The 15,654-nt window shown below is 61.8% G+C and carries 12 protein-coding genes; 9 read left to right on the forward strand and 3 right to left on the reverse strand.

Going from position 1 to position 15,654, the window contains the following annotated elements:
* Window positions 1-159: 159 nt before the first annotated feature.
* From QVG21_RS03910 to QVG21_RS03920, 3 genes are read right to left on the reverse strand one after another with little or no spacing between them, the layout of a single operon-like run.
* The gene (locus QVG21_RS03910; protein ID WP_287922449.1) at window positions 160-1,032 is read right to left on the reverse strand and encodes a Clp protease ClpP; all 873 of its coding nucleotides are present in this window, start codon (window positions 1,030-1,032) and stop codon (window positions 160-162) included.
* Between the two features lie 30 nt (window positions 1,033-1,062).
* Window positions 1,063-3,435 (reverse strand): hypothetical protein, encoded by a 2,373-nt coding sequence (locus tag QVG21_RS03915; protein WP_287922450.1) that lies wholly within the window; start codon window positions 3,433-3,435, stop codon window positions 1,063-1,065.
* Complete coding sequence (locus QVG21_RS03920; RefSeq protein ID WP_287922451.1) at window positions 3,426-4,400, reverse strand: hypothetical protein; 975 nt, start codon at window positions 4,398-4,400, stop codon at window positions 3,426-3,428. The genes QVG21_RS03915 and QVG21_RS03920 overlap by 10 nt, the downstream gene beginning before the upstream one ends.
* Before the next feature lie 1,308 nt (window positions 4,401-5,708).
* Between QVG21_RS03920 and QVG21_RS03925 the strand changes: the two genes are divergently transcribed.
* From QVG21_RS03925 to QVG21_RS03965, 9 genes are all read left to right on the forward strand, one after another.
* Window positions 5,709-6,692, forward strand: a complete 984-nt coding sequence (locus tag QVG21_RS03925; protein ID WP_251213949.1) for a magnesium transporter CorA family protein — start codon at window positions 5,709-5,711, stop codon at window positions 6,690-6,692.
* A gap of 363 nt (window positions 6,693-7,055) precedes the next feature.
* Entirely contained in the window at window positions 7,056-8,525 is a 1,470-nt protein-coding gene (locus QVG21_RS03930) for a lipopolysaccharide biosynthesis protein (protein WP_287922455.1), read from the forward strand.
* A gap of 9 nt (window positions 8,526-8,534) precedes the next feature.
* The gene (locus tag QVG21_RS03935; RefSeq protein ID WP_287922457.1) at window positions 8,535-9,680 is read left to right on the forward strand and encodes a DNA polymerase III subunit; all 1,146 of its coding nucleotides are present in this window, start codon (window positions 8,535-8,537) and stop codon (window positions 9,678-9,680) included.
* Window positions 9,681-9,683: 3 nt separating this feature from the next.
* Window positions 9,684-10,196 (forward strand): 2-amino-4-hydroxy-6-hydroxymethyldihydropteridine diphosphokinase, encoded by a 513-nt coding sequence (gene folK / locus QVG21_RS03940; RefSeq protein ID WP_287922459.1) that lies wholly within the window; start codon window positions 9,684-9,686, stop codon window positions 10,194-10,196.
* Window positions 10,184-11,134, forward strand: a complete 951-nt coding sequence (locus QVG21_RS03945; protein WP_287922461.1) for a hypothetical protein — start codon at window positions 10,184-10,186, stop codon at window positions 11,132-11,134. The genes folK and QVG21_RS03945 overlap by 13 nt, the downstream gene beginning before the upstream one ends.
* A complete protein-coding gene (locus tag QVG21_RS03950) occupies window positions 11,131-13,188 on the forward strand; it encodes an Ig-like domain-containing domain (RefSeq protein ID WP_287922462.1) in 2,058 nt (685 codons plus the stop codon). Before QVG21_RS03945 ends, QVG21_RS03950 begins: the two co-directional genes overlap by 4 nt.
* Before the next feature lie 8 nt (window positions 13,189-13,196).
* The gene (locus tag QVG21_RS03955) at window positions 13,197-14,006 is read left to right on the forward strand and encodes an outer membrane beta-barrel protein (protein WP_251213943.1); all 810 of its coding nucleotides are present in this window, start codon (window positions 13,197-13,199) and stop codon (window positions 14,004-14,006) included.
* A 10-nt stretch (window positions 14,007-14,016) separates the two neighbouring features.
* Window positions 14,017-14,355 (forward strand): 30S ribosome-binding factor RbfA, encoded by a 339-nt coding sequence (rbfA, locus tag QVG21_RS03960; protein WP_251213942.1) that lies wholly within the window; start codon window positions 14,017-14,019, stop codon window positions 14,353-14,355.
* Window positions 14,356-14,448: 93 nt separating this feature from the next.
* The gene (locus QVG21_RS03965; RefSeq protein WP_287922464.1) at window positions 14,449-15,654 is read left to right on the forward strand and encodes an ABC transporter permease; all 1,206 of its coding nucleotides are present in this window, start codon (window positions 14,449-14,451) and stop codon (window positions 15,652-15,654) included.

Genomic DNA, 15,654 nt, shown 5'->3' on the forward strand with positions numbered 1-15,654 from the left:
ATTAAAAATGAAAAATTAGGAATTAAAAATTGTCATTCTGAACGAAGTGAAGAATCTGTTTTACAGATGTTTAATTGCGTTCAACATGACTTTTTTGTGAATTGTGAATTGTGAATTGTGAATTGTGAATTGTGAATTGTGAATTGTGAATTTTCGTCGCTATTTCCGGAACTGGCGTGCGTCGGCGTCGTAGGCCCGTTGGTTGGCCGACCGGACGGCTTCGGCATAGCCGGGGTCGTCGCAGGGCAGGACCCGGGTGGGTCCGGCATGGAGGAACGCTTCTTCGGCTGCGACTTCCGAGCGGCGTTGGGCGGCGGCGTGGTCGTCGTCGAAATGCAGGACATTGCGGTCCTTGGGCAGCTGCGGCGGGGCGGGGGTGCGGATTCCTAAGTGGGTGAGGAGTTTTTCCCAGCCGCGCACAGCGTTCTTGGGCTTTTGTTCGGCCGGTTTTTCTTCTGCGCCCACAATCGTGTCGGCCAGCCCCGCCGCAACCGTCTCTTCGGGCGAGAGCCAGCGGCCGCTGCCGTTGTTCTCGGCCATCAGCGTCTCGAACTCCTCTGCGGTGCGTCCCGAGCGGGCGGCATAGATTTCGGCCAGCCGGCGGTCGGTCTGGCGAAGCAGGTCGAGTTTGCCGCTCAGTTCCGCCGCATTGCCCTCGGTGGCGCAGATGGAGGTGTGGATCAGGTAGAGGGCATTGGCCGAAATTTCGCGGCGGCCCTCGCTGGCGGCCTGCGCGATGATGGTGGCGGCCGAGGCGGTGTAGCCGTAGCAGCGGGTCGTGACGCGGCCCGGGAGTTGGCGCAAGGCGTCGTGGATGAGCAGTGCGTCGTTGACGTCGCCGCCCGTCGAGCGGATGTTGACCACCACTTCCGGGGCGTCGATTTCGGTGATGCGCTGCACGGCGTCGCGGAATTTTTCGTAGGTGGCCACACGCTGCTGCGGTTGGTCGAACTGCCATTCTTCGGGTACTCCGATCGTCCCCTCGATGTCGATGTGGCAGGCATCGGAGGCGTTGCGAATTTGAAAGTCCATTTTTTTTGAGGTTTTGTAAAGGGTTTGTTTTCAGTCTTCCGGCAGGCGGGTGAACGTACAGCGGACCGAGCCTGCGGCGGGGTCGTAGTCGCCGACGGCGTGGAGCGTCGCCCGGACCGTGTCGCCGCCCGTGTCGAGCAGGAATACCGACCGGATGTCCGGTGCGCCCGTTCCCGGAGCCAGGAGCGCTGCGAATTCGTCGGGCGCCAGCCGCAGCGAGAGGCTGATCCGTTGGCGGGTCGCTTCCTGCGTCGTCTGGCGGTCGTAGTAGCGGTGCAGTCCCTGCGCGCCGTCTCGGTCCTCGAAGCAGAGTGTGAATGGTTCGGCGGTGGCGTCGCCCGCAAAGTGGAACGCTGCCAGCGGATATTCCGCCGCGTGGAGCGGGTAGCCCCACCGCTGGCCGTCGGGCAGCGGGTGCATCCCCATGTAGCGCACGATGCGGGGCGTGAAGTTGGTGCCGTCCTGCGCGGCATCGTCGCGGTCGCCCACCTGCATCAGCTGCGCCGCCGGGGCGTTGCGGTAGTGTCCCGTGCTGTTGAGCGTGGGGCCGAACAGCGGGTTGCGTTCGGTCCGTTCGCCCTGCTTGGCCGCGCAGCTGTCGGTGCGGACGTTCCACGCTCCGAATGCGGTGTCGGCGTCGCTTTCGTAGCGTTTCACGGCGCCGTCGCCCTCCTGGTAGCACCACGTGCGCAGTTCGTGGACCTGCGGCGCGATTTCTTCGAGTACCACGGGCTGCGAGAAATCGGTTTTGGTGCGCCAGTCGGCTTCGGGACCGCTTCCGTAGAAGCCGTCGGCAGGTTCGATGAAGACCCGCCGGGTGGCTTCCTCGGTGTAGAACCGCAGGTTGAACAGGTGGGCCAGCGCTTCGAGCAGTTCCGATTGGCGGATGCGGTGCTGGGCGACGTCGGCGAAGCGCAGCACCGACCCGTAGCCCGGGCTCGAAAGGAAGCAGGGCCGCAGCGAGCATTCCTTGTGGAGGGTCAGCGCCATGCCCGCCTCGGCGCCCGAGAAGTTGATGGCGTAGAAATACTTGGGCGATGCGGGCGAGACCAATTCCGCGGCTGTGCGGACCCGCAGTTCGACGGTCGTCTGCCCCGTCTCCTCCACGTTGCCGTCGTAAAGCGCCCAGTCTTCCGCGTAGCGGGTCCACTGCCCGTCGCGCATGACCCACAGAACGGGGTTCGCCGGATTCCCCGATACCGGGCTCGCGACCCGTGCCGAGCGGCCCGAAAAGGTGGTCCATGCCGCTCCGGCGACGCCGTCGAGGGTGCAGGTCAGCCGGTATTGGCTGCCCGCGGTGTGGCCGAAGACTACGATGCGGTAGGCGTAATTGGCCCGCATCGCCGGGCGGCGGTCTTCGTAGCGGTTGGCCAGCGTGAAGTTCAGCCGCGACCCCGGCCCCAGGTACACCGTGTCGAATCCCCGGAGCTGCGTGCGGCTCGCTATCCGGTGGTCGGTGGTGTACTTGAGGTAGTACTCGAACCCGGCGCTCACCTGCGTCGGCGGGGTGAAGCGGATCATTCCGTTCGTCAGGCCGAACGAGCCGCCGTTGTTGCAGAGTTCGGGAATCGCTTCGCCGTCGGCGTCGGTCGTCTGGGGCGTGGCCGTGTCGACGATGTTGCCCACCGTGTTGACCGATGCCTTGGGGTCGGCGTAGACCATCCCCGCCGGGCTCGCCGTGGCGGTCGCCGGGGCCAGCCGCCGGGCGAAGAACCCCATCCGGGCCGTGGCGGCGGTGGTGTCGCGCGAGGGGTAGGCGCCGCTCATGTAGAGCGACCGGAAGAACGGCGTGGCGAAAAAGGCGCTTTCGATCCGGTAGCCCGCTTCCTCGAACATCCGCTCCACGAGGGTGGCGACGTGGAGAAACGGGTGGTAGTCGTCGACCGTCAGCAGCCGTTCGGCCGGGAGCAGGTCCTGCGGGTTGTTGAGCTGCGGGTATTCGTCGCGGTGGATGGGAAAGAACTTGACGGGCGCGTCGTCGGTCCAGCTTCGGCGGACCGTCTCGGCCGAAAGCGGGTTGAGGTAGTCGATTCCCAGCGTGTTGAACATCCGCCGCGCCGCCCGTTCCGCCCAGCCCGCTCCGCCGTCGCGGATTTCGAGGGTGAACGCTTCGTCCGATGCCGCCAGCAGGCGGACCGTGCCTTCCAGCAGCACGGCGTCTTCGGCCGTTATCGTCGCCGTGTGCAGGGCGGCATTGAAGCGGCTCCCCGTGTGCGGGTCGCGGGGGTCGCCCAGCAGGGTGCGGTTGCGCGGGGTGGGCGGAATGGCGAGCTGCATCCTGCGGCCTTCGCGGCAGGCGTCCGGGTCGCTCGTCCGGGCGGCCGAATAGCCCGGTACGGCGCAGGGTCCCGGCCCGAGGTCGCAGGGCCGACCGTCTATGCGGAGTTGCACCGTCATCTCCATGGCCGGTCGGTTTTGCAGGGGCGGATTTCGATTTCCAGCATGTTCAGCACCCCCTGGCGCTGGAGCACGGCCGTGTCGGTCACTACGTCGACGGGTTCGTAGCGCCCGCCCGCCACCCGCCACACCTGCGGCGAGGCGACGATTTCCGCCAGCGCTTCGGCCGCGGCGCGCGTTTCGTAGGCCGAGCGGAGACGGGTGCGGCGTTTTTCCGTGCTGGCCGTCGTCGAATATCCGTCGGGACCGCATATCCGGGTTTTCGACGCTTCGACCGTGGCGCAGACTTCGGTGGGGAAGGTGTAGTGTTCCAGCGACCCGGCGCGGCTTCGCCAGGCAAGGCGGCAGGCATCGTGGGGTTTCGGCGCTGTCGTGTAGACGACCGTTCCGACTCCGGCAAAATCGAGGGTGAGCTGTTCGGCGTCGGGGAAATCGTCGGCACAGAGCCGGAACAGGTGGATGGGCGTGGAGGTGCTGGTGTAGTTCTGCGTCCGTTCTCCGGCGGGTCCCTTGGCCGTGACGGTCATCCGCAGCAGACCGTATTTCAGCAGCGTGATTTCGTCTTGTTCGCCGGGCGCGAGCAGCCGCTGGAGCGGCATGGCGGTCAGCAGCGACGGAATCGGTGCAGCTTCGGTGGCGGCGTAGTACACGCTGGCGGAGGAGACGACCGCTTGGGCGGGGGCGTCGGTCGGTGCGGCGGAGACCTTTACGCTGCGTATCCGGTCGGTGTTCGCGATGAACCCCGTGGCGGTGCCGGATTCGGGGGCGAACGCGATGTGCCGCCGGACTACGGGCGCGGCATCGAACACGGCTTCCGCTACGTCGACGAAACGTTTGGTGCCCAGCAGCTCGTCCGTCTGCGAATCCGTTATCCGGATGTCGGCCGTCTGCGCCGGGTCGCACGCAAGACGGTATTCGGCTCGTTGTCCCGCAGGCACGCAGTCTGCGGGTTGGGTGGTGAAGGATAGCATGTTTTAAGGTGAAAAGTGAAAAGTAGAAAGGTAGAAAGTGAAAGGTGAGAAGGTCAACTGTAGTCGCCTTGTCATTCTGAGGAAAGGCAGTGCCTTGACGAAGAATCTGTTTCCCCGCAAAATAGATTCTTAACTTGCGCTGCGCTTGTTGACCTCCTCCTTGCATGGCATAGCCTGCAAGCAGTCTCTGCACATGCTTTGTTCGTCGGTTCACTTTGTTCAGAATGACATATGCCGCCGCAACCACTCGCAGGCCCGGCTGGGGCGGTCGCGCTGCAAGCGCGAGCCGGGCTCCGCGTTCATCGCGCCGACATGTCAAGCCCTCGAAAAGGGGTTCAAGGTGAAAAAGGGGCGGCGCTTTTGCCGTTTGGGAATGCGGCTGGTCTGCCGCTTTGTGGCGCAACGCTTGGTTTAAGAACAGGTTCGATTATGCCTTAGCAGGACTTTTTCGGCGAATTCAGGGGTACGAAGCGTCCCGTTCTGTCTTTTGCCGGACACGGACAGGGCGCGGCAGGGTCGCAAATAAGGTTGTGGACAAGACCGACTATAAGACCGCAGATACAAGATTGCAGACAAGAACCTCAGACGCGCCGCCGAATGGCTGCAAGTAGGGTCGCCGATTTGCGCACCGGCCGCATTGCGAAAGAGCAGAAAAGAGCAGGAATTTGCAGGTCCGGCATGGCGGTCCGGAGAAGCGGCAACGGCAGGCAGCGTGTGTCGATAACCTGGCGACAGAATGTCAATAAGTGTTGATGATTGCGGCCAACGGATTGAGAACCAATCTTTCGTGTGTGTGGATAATTCGTCCCCGGGCCCGGGGCTGTGTCGGAACCGCAGTGCAAATATATAACGGCGATACCCCCTTTGTCAAGTTTTCGGGCGGTTTTTTTTGACGGTTTTGTATAAAAAGCTACCGATTTTTGTATAACTTTGTCGCATTAACCAACGCTGTTTACCCTTTATGGACGATGGTCATAGTTCCGCGTATAGCCTTTGCGTCGTGTTCCGGCACGATGCCGGCGCTTTGCGGCGCACAGCATGCAGGTAGCCTGCGTGCCGCCCGACCGTTGTCCCTCCCCCTCCTTTTCGTCCGTTGTTTTTCCGCGCTTCCGTTCGCGCGGCCGGGTTCTTGCGCGCCGCAGCGTCGGGACACCTTGTTCGGACGGCAGCGGCGGCAGGCGCTTCTCGCGTGCTGGGACCGGGGGCTGAAGGTGGCTCCGAGGGCCAATCCCGGCTGAAGAGCTTTGCGGGCCGGATGCCCGCCTCTCTTCGCCCACGGATTCCACAACCTTTCAGAGAGCCCTTTTCATGATTACCATCTACCTCAAGCAGTATAACAAAATCATCCGCAATGCCGACACCCGGCTCTTCGACGAGCTCGGCTACGACGACATCCTGTGGATCGACATGTTGCTTCCCACCATCAAGGAGCAGAAAGCCGTCGAGAACTTCATGGAGATCAGTCTCCAGACCAAGCAGCAGGTCGAGGAGATCGAATCGACTTCCAAGTATTCCGAGAGCGAGAACGCCATCGTCTCCAACTCCAATTTCTTCGTGCCTACGGGCGATTCGTTCGTCGTCGAGCCCGTGTCGTTCATCATTTCCAACGAGGGGGTCCTCGTCTCCGTCCGCGGGGCCGAGTCGCGCACGTTCCGCGAGACCGAGAAGCGTTTGCAGATGAATTACCGGAGTTATCCGACGGGTTACCACCTCTTCATTTCGTTACTGGAGGTGCGCATCGACTTCGACGCCGACATGGTCGAGCTCGTTTCCAAGCAGGTCGCCTCGCTTTCCAAGGCCATCAATTCCGAGGATACCATCGACAAGGAGGTGCTGCACCGCATCAGCGCCTTGCAGGAGAGTACCATGTCGCTGCGCGAGAATATCTTCGACCGTCAGCGCGTCCTCTCGGGCATCCTGCGTTCCGAGCGTTTCCCCAACGACATCTATCCCCGGTTGCAGTTGATGATCAAGGACGTCAATTCGCTTATCAACCACGCCGATTTCTCGTTCCAGCGTCTCGACTACATCCAGGACGCCGCGTTGGGTCTTATCAACATCGAGCAGAACGAAATCGTCAAGATTTTCTCCGTGGCCGCCGTCATCTTCCTGCCCGCTACGCTCATCGCTTCGATTTACGGCATGAATTTCAAGTACATGCCCGAGCTCGACTGGCATCTCACGCTGCCTAACGGGTGGGTCGTTCCCGTCGGTTACCTCTTCGCCATCGGGCTCATGATCTTTTGTTCGGGGCTCACCATCTGGTATTTCCGTTACAAGAAGTGGCTGTAAGTCAAAGTGAAGGGTGAAAAGGGAAAAGTTTTTGCCGTTTCGTGCTTTTTTCTTTGTCATTCTGAGCACAGCGAAGAATCCATATCGTTTGACTGCACAGATGTTGCGCTATCGCTCAACATGACATGTCGTTGCCACCTGAAGATACTCCGTCTCGGCAAAAGCAAGCGGTAGTTTGATTATCGTTCGACTTGCGCACTTTGGCTTCGCCGAAGATACTCATGCTCGGCAAAATGCAAGTGAACTTGCTTTTGCTCTCGCTTATTCGTATCTTTACAGAAGATAGGCTTCGTCTCAGCAATGCTCAAATAAATTTGGCATTGCGTTCGACTTGCGCTATCTTTGCCAAGTTAACCTTTTTCCATGCTCGAAAAACTGGCGAAACAGACGGCCGTCTACGGCATCAGCACCATCGTGGTGCGGTTTCTGAGCTATCTGCTCACGCCTTACTATACCCGTATCTTCGGGCAGGAGACCTACGGTATCGTCACCGATGTCTATGCCCTCATCCCCTTGGCGCTCACGCTGCTGACCATGGGGATGGAGTCCAGTTATTTCCGTTTCTCCGCCAAGGCCGACCAGGCCGGGGGCGATGTCATCGCGGCCAAACGGCGTTTGTTCGCCACCACATGGGGCATCACGTCGCTCGCCGCGCTCGTCTTTTTCGTGTTCGTCGTCGGGTTCCGCGGTTCCCTTTCCCGCGTCATGGGCGAGGCCTACGCCGCCCATCCCGAGTATGTCGTCTGGGTCGGGGCCATCATCCTTTTCGACGTGTGGGCCTGCATTCCCTTTTCGCGGCTCCGCGAGCAGGGGCGGTCGCTCACGTTCGTCGGTATCAAGGCCTTGAACGTCGTGTTGAACGTCGCTCTCGCGTTCGCGTTCGGGGCCGCCGGGCTCTTTGCGTCCGAGTTCGGGGTCGGGTGGGTCTTCGTCGCCAACCTCGCCGCCAGCGTCGCCACATGGTGCGTCATCCTCTCCACCGTCGACCGGATCGTGCCGCGCGTCGATTGGGCGTTGCTGGCCGTCATCTTCGCCTATTCCCTGCCGCTCTTGATAGGCGGGCTCGCAGGTACGGCCAACGAGTTCATCGACCGTCAGTTGATCAAATATCTGGTTCCCGCCGGGGCGATGGCCCAGTTGGGGGTCTACGGCGCCATCACCAAAATCGCCGTCGTCATGATGCTCTTTTACCAGATGTACCGCCTCGCCGCCGAGCCGTTCTTCCTCTCCAATTTCCGGAAGTCCGATTTCGTGCGGATGAACGCCGCGGCGCTCAAGTACTACGTCATGGCGTCGATGCTCATCTTCCTGGGCATCGCCTTGTTCCGCGATTTCTTCGCCTTGATTGTCGGGCGCGATTTCCGCGAGGGCATCCATATCCTGCCCGTCGTGCTCGGCGCCAACGTTCTCACGGGGGTGTGGCTCAACCTTTCGTTCTGGTACAAGCGCGAGGAGCGTACTCCGCTCGCCATCGTCGTCACCGGGTCCGGTTTGGCCGCCATGCTCCTGTTCGGTTTTTGGTTCATTCCCTTGTGGGGTTATTTCGGGGCCGCCTGGGCCCGGCTCGCCAGCGAGTCGGTCATGGTCGCCGTCAGTTGGTGGCTCAACAGGCGTTTCTTTCCCACTCCTTACGAGTGGGGGCGTATCGGCGAGTTCGTCGTCGTCGCTTTGGGCGTCTTCTTCGTCGCCGAATCGTTCGCGGCCCGCGTCGGCAATATGTTTGCGGGTTATGCGTTCAATATAGTGTTGTTTGCGGGCTATTCGGCCTACCTCGTCCGGCGCGAGCATATCGACGTCGGGGCGTTGGTGCGGGCCGCGCTCAGAAAAAAGTAGAACAGAGAGGTGCGTTTCGCCGACATCATAGGGCAGGAGGAGCTCAAGCGGCATTTGGCGCGTTCGGTCGATACCGGGCGTGTCAGCCATGCCCAGTTGTTTACGGGGGCCGCCGGGGCCGGGTCGTTGGCGTTGGCCGTCGCTTACGTGCAGTATCTTTGCTGCCGCCATCGCCACGACGGCGATTCGTGCGGCGAGTGTCCCGATTGCAGGCAGATCGCCGCTTTGGCCCACCCCGACTTCCATCTGGTTTTTCCCGTCAACAAGCAGGGCAAGAAGTCCGGCGAGGTCATGTTGAGCGACGAGTTTCTGCCCCGTTTCCGCGAGTTGTTCGCCGAGCGCCGCGGGTACGTTTCGCCGCAGGATTGGTACGACAGGCTCGACCTCGGCAAGACGCTCAAGGGGATGATTTCCGCCCGCGAGGCCGACGAAATCATCCGCAAGCTCTCTTTCAAGAGTTTCGAGGCCGATTATAAGGTCATGCTCGTGTGGTTGCCCGAGGCTATGAACGAGGAGGCCGCCAACAAGATTCTCAAGATTCTCGAAGAGCCTTGGGAGCGCACGCTCTTCGTCCTCGTCTCCGAGCGGCCCGACCGTTTGCTGCCCACCATCCTCTCGCGTACGCAGGAGGTCGCTGTGCCGCGTATCGCGCCCGCGGTTTTGGAGCGCGCCGCCTTCGACAGCGGCGTCACCGACCCCGTCCAGGCGCGCAGTATGGCCCGGCTCGCCGGGGGCAGTCTGTTGGAGTTGCAGCACTTGGCCGCCGGGGAGAACGACGCTCTGCGTCACGAGAATTTCGGGCTTTTCTGTTCGCTGATGCGTTTGAGTTACAACGACAAGCACCTCGAACTCGTCGCCTGGGCCGAGGAGGCCGCCCAGTTCTCGCGCGAGCAGCAGCGGGCTTTCCTGCTCGACGCCGCACGGCTCCTGCGCGAAAGTTTCATGCTCCACGCCGCCATTCCCGAGGTCGGTTACCTTTGGGGCGAGGAGCTGGCGTTCTGTTCCAAGTTCGCGCCGTTCGTCGATTCGCGCAACATCGAGCCGCTCATCGCCCAGATCGAGAGCGCTTCGGCGCAGTTGTCGCAGAACGGCAACCCGACCATCGTCTTCACCCATTTCGCCCTCGCGGTGAGCAAACTTATCAAGCATTTGTAGTTTATGGCACGTGTGGTTCTTCTTGCAGGCGGCAATACCGGGGACGTCAAGCGTACCCTTCAGTCGGCGCAGCAGCTCGTCAACGACCGCGTCGGGGCCGTCCTGCGGTGTTCGCATCGTTACGAGAGCGAGCCGTGGGGGTTTTCCGGCGACCGTTTTTCCAATCAGGCGCTCGAGGTTTCTACCGACCTCGCGCCCGAGGAGGTGCTCGACGCCGTGCAGCGCATCGAGTGCGAGTTGGGGCGCAACCGCGCCGCCGAGACCCTCGAAAAGGCGCGTACCGGGGCTGCCTACGTGTCGCGGCCCATCGACATCGACATTCTCTTTTACGACGACGCCGTCATCCGTAGCGAGCGGCTCACGGTGCCCCATCCCCGGCTCGCCGAGCGGGAGTTCGCGCTCGTGCCCCTCTGCGAAATCATGCGCGGACGCAGGCATCCCGTTTCGGGGCTCACCGTCGGGGAGATGCTCGGCGCCCTGCGTGCACAATCATCCGAACAGCCATGCGGAAAGTAAGTTGCATATTCTTTTTCGCCCTCGCGTTGTCGGCGGTCTCTTGTTTCAAGAAGGTCGCTTTCCGCACCGATTACGTCCTCAAGCCCTTGCGCGAGGTCACTTCCGACGACCGCGTGCGGGAGCCCGTCGCCGGGGCCGTCGCGTTCGCGTTCGACGCCGATACGGCCGCGTGGACCGTCGCTTCCTACGATGATGCCCTCGCCGGGGTCATCACTTCGCGTGCCGACCCCGCCGTGAAGCAGTCCGCGCCCTGCGCTTCGTCGCAGCCTTACGGCGACGGCGGGTGGATCTGCCTGCCCCTCGACCGCGAGTGGCAGATGGTCGTCGCCGTCGATCCCGTCGACAGGCTCTACGCCTATACGCAGCAGCGCATCGGCGAGAACCTCCCCGTGCTCACCGTCTCGTTGATTTTCCAGCCTTGGCGCTCCGGACGTTCCTATAAGTGGGGCAATTGGCTTTTCTTCAACGATTTCTACGTCGACCCCACCCGGGTCGAGTGTTTCGTCGACGCCCAGGCGCAGTCGGCCGAGGGGGCGCAGCCCGAGCCGCTTTCCCAGCCAAAAATCTACGCTTACGCCGCCGACACCACCGCCTGGCGCATCGCTTCCTACGACGATGCCGCCAACGGCATTCTCACTTCCAAGACATCCGGTCAGACCCGCACTTCGCCCGATTTCCCGGCTTATCCCGTCTCCGGTTCCACGCTTTACAGTATGGAGGTCACCGCGTCGCCCGTCATGATCGTCGTCGTCGACCGTACCCACCGCACCTACGCCTATACCAAGGCCGAGGTCGACCTCGCAGGGGCAAGCCCTACTTTCTCGCTTCTGTTCCGGCCGTGGACCAAGCAGTGGATCGCCGAGGTCGACGGGTGGTGTTTCGTCTGCGACCTTTACGCTCCCCAGGAGGAGCAGAACCCCGATACCTCCCTCCGATGAAGTCCGCTTTCCCGCATACGTTGTCCGTTCTGCGCGCCGTCGTGGTGCTTTTCTTCGCGTCGGCTTTCTTCAGCCGGTGCGCCAGCATGATGATCCCCACGGGCGGGCCCCGCGATACGCTGCCCCCCGTCATCGTCAACATGACGCCCGACAACTTCTCCACCGACCGTCCGCTCGTCGGGCATGGTAAGATTTACATCGAGTTCGACGAGTTCGTGCAGCTCAAGGACCAGCAGAAGGAGTTCTTCACGTCGCCGCAGATGAAGAAGAAGCCCACCGTCACCTTGCGGGGCCGCGGCATCGTCATCCAGTTGCGCGATACGCTCCTGCCCAACACCACCTATGCCCTTAATTTCGGCAGTGCCCTGCGCGACAACAACGAGGGCAACCCGCTCCATTCCATGCGTTACGTCTTCTCCACCGGGCCCGAGATCGATTCCATGATTCTCTCCGGTTATACGGCCGACGCCTACAAGGCCGATTCCGTCTCGAAGACTTTCATCTGGTTCTTCCCGGCCGATTCGGTCGAGGACATCGCCGAGTACGATTCCACTATTTTCAAGTACAAGCCTGCCGTCATCGCGCGCGCTGAGAACAACGGCATCTTCATCGCTCAGAACCTCAAGCCTGTTCCTTACAGGGTCTACGCCGTGCAGGACAAGAACGACAATCAGCTCTACGAGCCCGGTTCCGACCAGGTCGGTTTCCTCGACGGGACTTACAATCCTGCTGCGCTGCCCGACTTCGCCATGTGGTACGATTCGCTGCGTCATTACGTTTCGGCCGAGCCTCAGTTGTACCTGCGCATGTTCACCGACCGGGCTTTCCGCCGCCAGGTGCTCGCGCAGTCCGAGCGGCCGCTCCAGCACAAGGCGCTGCTTTACTTCTCGGCTCCTCATCCGCAGATCGACAGCATCCGGTTCGACAGCATCCCCGAGGGCGGGTTCATCGTCGACCCGCAGACCGTCGGGCGCGATACGCTCGCTCTTTGGTTCACCGTGCCTTCGGCCCAGTTGCCCGATACCCTCCGTGGGTCCGTCACTTATTTCAAGCATGATTCCGTCAACGTGCTCCGGCGGGTCACCGAGCCGTTGAAGCTCTCGTGGCGGTTCATCGAGACCAAGGAGCAGCAGCGCGAGCGCGAGAAGCTCGAACGCGAGCGGCGCAGGGCCGAGGAGGCAGGCGAGGAGTGGACCGAGCCCAGGAAGCCCAGTCCCTTTGCTTTCAAGCTCCCGCTCAACGGCGAAATCAATCCCGAAAACCACCTCACCGTCGATTTCGATTATCCCCTCGCCAGGCTCGATTCGGCCGCCATGTTGTTGACCCTCCTCAAGGCCGACAACTCCGTCGAGGACGTTCCCGTGCGGTTCGTCCGCGATACGGCGCTCCTGCGGCGGTGGTACGTGCGCGCTCCCTGGAAGTCCGAGGGGCAGTACACCCTCACCATTCCCGCCGGAGCCATCACCGACGTCGCCGGGTTCACCAACGATTCCATCGTGGGTAAATATACCGTCCTCGACCCCGAGAAATTCGCCACCGTCAAAATCGACGTCCGCGGCCGCGAGGGGATGCAGTATATCGTCCAGTTGCTCGACGGCAGCGGGTCGCTCAAGCAGGAAAGGCGCGGGGTCGTTTCCGGGCCCGTGCGGTTCAATTACGTCTCGCCCGGCGAAATCAAGTTCCGCGTCATCGAGGATTTGAACGGCAACGGCAAGTGGGATTCGGGCGACGTCGTGGCGCGCCGGCAGCCCGAGCGGGCCGAAATGTTCGTCGACGAGCAGGGCGGGGAGACTTTCGCTACCAAGGCCAACTGGGACATCGAGTTCACGATGGACATGCCCCGTATTTTCGCTCCCGTCACCATGCAGTCGCTCTCGCGGCTCTTGGACGAGCGCGAGTTGCAGCGCCTGCGCCGCGAGGAAGAGAAGCGCGCCAAGGAGGGTCCTCAGCGGAACGACGTTTCCGGGTCGCAGAGCGGCGCTTTCCAGGGCGGTATGGGCAGTATGGGTGGTTTCGGGGGTCGGAATGCCGGTATGTTTCAAGGTATGAGATAGCGGTGCGTATGAGAAGAAGTAAACATATCCTTGCGTTTTTGGGTCTTGCGGCTGCGCTTGTCGGGTGGCAGGGTGCCGCCGCGCAGCATACGCTCGGGTTCGTCGCTGGTTACGGCATGGCCAACGGGCGGTTCGAGCCCAAGCAGGAGTCGCGCGTCCTTTGGGGCATGTACAGCGGCGGCCTCACGTGGCGTTATTACGGGACGCAGCGTTTCGTCGGCGGGTTCGGTGTCGACCTGGAGTTCATCCAGCAGGGTTTTTCCTTTGCGCCCAACGCATCGGCGGTCGACGACAAGGCCGATTACCTTTATTATACGCGACGCATCAATTCCGTGATGTTGCCTGTCGTCTGGCAGCCCCATTTCTACATGTTGCGCAACCGCCTGCGCGTCTACCTCGAAGCGGCCGCCACTTTTTCCTACAACTTCTCTTCTTCCTACGAGAACGAGTGGGCCCGTGAGCGGGGCGCCGATGATTGGCGCGGTTCCTACCGGTTCCATACCGCGCGCGACAACCGGTGGGGCTACGGACTCGCGGGCGGCGGCGGTGTCGCGGTGCTCATCAGGCGGTTCGAGCTCAATTTCCGCGTGCGTTATTATTTCGGTTTCTCCGACATCGTGCGCAATCGCACCCGGTATGCCGACAACGCCACCGACGGTTCCGAGAATCCCTTTTGGGCCACTCCCCTGCGGTCGCCGCTCGACGACCTCCATATCAGCGTCGGTCTGAGTTACCGGTTCAACAAGGAGGGTTTCCGCGCGTGGAAGCCCCGGCCCAAGCGCGAAAAGAACCGCGAAGTGTTCAAATACGGTCTGTAATCATCGAATCATGGAAAATACCCGTCAGCAGAAAATCGCCAAGCAGATTCAGAAGGACGTCGCTGACATCTTCCAGAAGGAGGGTGCCGCCATCGTCCGGGGGCTTTTGGTCACCGTCACCGCCGTGCGCGTCTCGCCCGATTTCGGTTATGCCAAAATTTATATCAGCGTCTTCCCTTTCGACCGTAGCCAGGAGCTCATGGGGGCGTTGGAGCAGAACGGTTGGTTCATCCGCCGCGCCCTCGGGCAGCGCATCCGCAACCAGCTCAAGAGCGTTCCCGAAATCCAGTTCTTCCTCGACGATTCGCTCGAGTACATCGAGCACATCGACCAGGCGTTGAAAAAATAGTTGAAAATCGGAAATCGCGCAGTTCCCTGCCCGCAGGCTTGTCGAATCGGCTCAGCGTGGACGGTGCGGCGGTTTTCAATTTTTCGTTCCGGCATGTTTCCCTTCTTCTTCGCCCGCCGTTATTTCTTCGCGCCCGCTTCGCAGTCGGTCGTCCGGTTGATTTCTTCCTTGAGCGTCGTCGCGGTCGCCGTTCCCGTCGCCGCGATGGTCATCCTCTTGTCCGTCTTCAACGGGTTCGAGCGGCTCGTCCGGCAGAATTGTTCGGCTTTCGACGCCGATCTCACCCTCACGCCTTCCGAGGGTCAGACGTTCGCCGTCTCCGACCTCGACACTGCGGCGCTCGCCCGCGTTCCCGGCGTCGGGGCGTGGTCGTTTTTTTTGGAGCAGAGCGTTTTGTTGGAGCGTGACGGGCGGCAGGCTACGGCCCTCGTCCGCGGCGTCGACGACCGTTACGGTCTGGTCTTGCCTTTGCGCAACGCCGTCACCGTCGGGGCGCCCGAGGTGCGCCTCGGCGACCTTCAGCGGCTCGTCGTCGGGCAGTCGATGGCTTACATGCTCGGTATCCGGTCGTTGGCCGATGCCGACGTCGGTTTGTACGCCGTCCGGCGGGGTTCTTTTTCGTCGTTGCTCCCCGTGCAGAATTTCACTCGGCGGACCCTTCCCGTCGGTGGGGTCTTCACCGTCGACCTCGATAGCGAGCGTTCTTACGTCCTCGCTTCGCTGCCGTTCGCCCAGGAGCTTTTTTCGCATCCCGGGCGCGTTTCGGCCCTCGCCGTGCGGTTGGCGCCCGGGGCCGATGCCGACAGAACCCGGGCCGCCGTCGCCCGGGCCGTCGGTGAGCGGTTCCAGGTTCGGACCCGTTTTCAGATGCGGGCTTCGTTCTACCGCATCATGACTTACGAGAAGTGGGGCGTCTTCTTCATCGCTTTGTTGGTCCTCGTCGTCGCGTCGTTTTCCGTCGTCGGGGCGTTGGCCATGCTCATCGTCGACAAGCGCAGCGACATCCGTACCCTCGCCGCTCTCGGGGCCGACCGCGCTGCGATACGGCGGATTTTCCGGGCCGAGGGGTTCTTCATCTGCGGGGCCGGGGCTTTGTGCGGCTTGTCGGTCGGTGTCGGGCTGACGTTGCTCCAGCAGCATTTCGGTTTCATCGAGATTCCCGCCGATAGTTTCCTCACCAAAAGTTACCCCGTCGAGTTCCGTTTCGCCGATTTGTTGGCCGTCGCGGCTTCGTTTTCCGCCGTGGCGTTTTTGTTGTGCAATATCACCGTCCGCAGTATGATCGTTAAGACTTCGTGA

This window comes from Alistipes sp. UBA6068 (assembly GCF_949428155.1).
GTDB lineage: Bacteria > Bacteroidota > Bacteroidia > Bacteroidales > Rikenellaceae > Alistipes > Alistipes muris.

Excerpts from the sequence above, each read along its gene's own strand:
- QVG21_RS03910 (WP_287922449.1), bottom strand. The coding sequence starts at position 1,032 with ATGGACTTTCAAATTCGCAACGCCTCCGATGCCTGCCACATCGACATC.
- QVG21_RS03915 (WP_287922450.1), bottom strand. The coding sequence starts at position 3,435 with ATGGAGATGACGGTGCAACTCCGCATAGACGGTCGGCCCTGCGACCTC.
- QVG21_RS03920 (WP_287922451.1), bottom strand. The coding sequence starts at position 4,400 with ATGCTATCCTTCACCACCCAACCCGCAGACTGCGTGCCTGCGGGACAA.
- QVG21_RS03925 (WP_251213949.1), top strand. The coding sequence starts at position 5,709 with ATGATTACCATCTACCTCAAGCAGTATAACAAAATCATCCGCAATGCC.
- QVG21_RS03930 (WP_287922455.1), top strand. The coding sequence starts at position 7,056 with ATGCTCGAAAAACTGGCGAAACAGACGGCCGTCTACGGCATCAGCACC.
- folK (WP_287922459.1), top strand. The coding sequence starts at position 9,684 with ATGGCACGTGTGGTTCTTCTTGCAGGCGGCAATACCGGGGACGTCAAG.
- QVG21_RS03945 (WP_287922461.1), top strand. The coding sequence starts at position 10,184 with ATGCGGAAAGTAAGTTGCATATTCTTTTTCGCCCTCGCGTTGTCGGCG.
- QVG21_RS03950 (WP_287922462.1), top strand. The coding sequence starts at position 11,131 with ATGAAGTCCGCTTTCCCGCATACGTTGTCCGTTCTGCGCGCCGTCGTG.
- QVG21_RS03955 (WP_251213943.1), top strand. The coding sequence starts at position 13,197 with ATGAGAAGAAGTAAACATATCCTTGCGTTTTTGGGTCTTGCGGCTGCG.
- rbfA (WP_251213942.1), top strand. The coding sequence starts at position 14,017 with ATGGAAAATACCCGTCAGCAGAAAATCGCCAAGCAGATTCAGAAGGAC.
- QVG21_RS03965 (WP_287922464.1), top strand. The coding sequence starts at position 14,449 with ATGTTTCCCTTCTTCTTCGCCCGCCGTTATTTCTTCGCGCCCGCTTCG.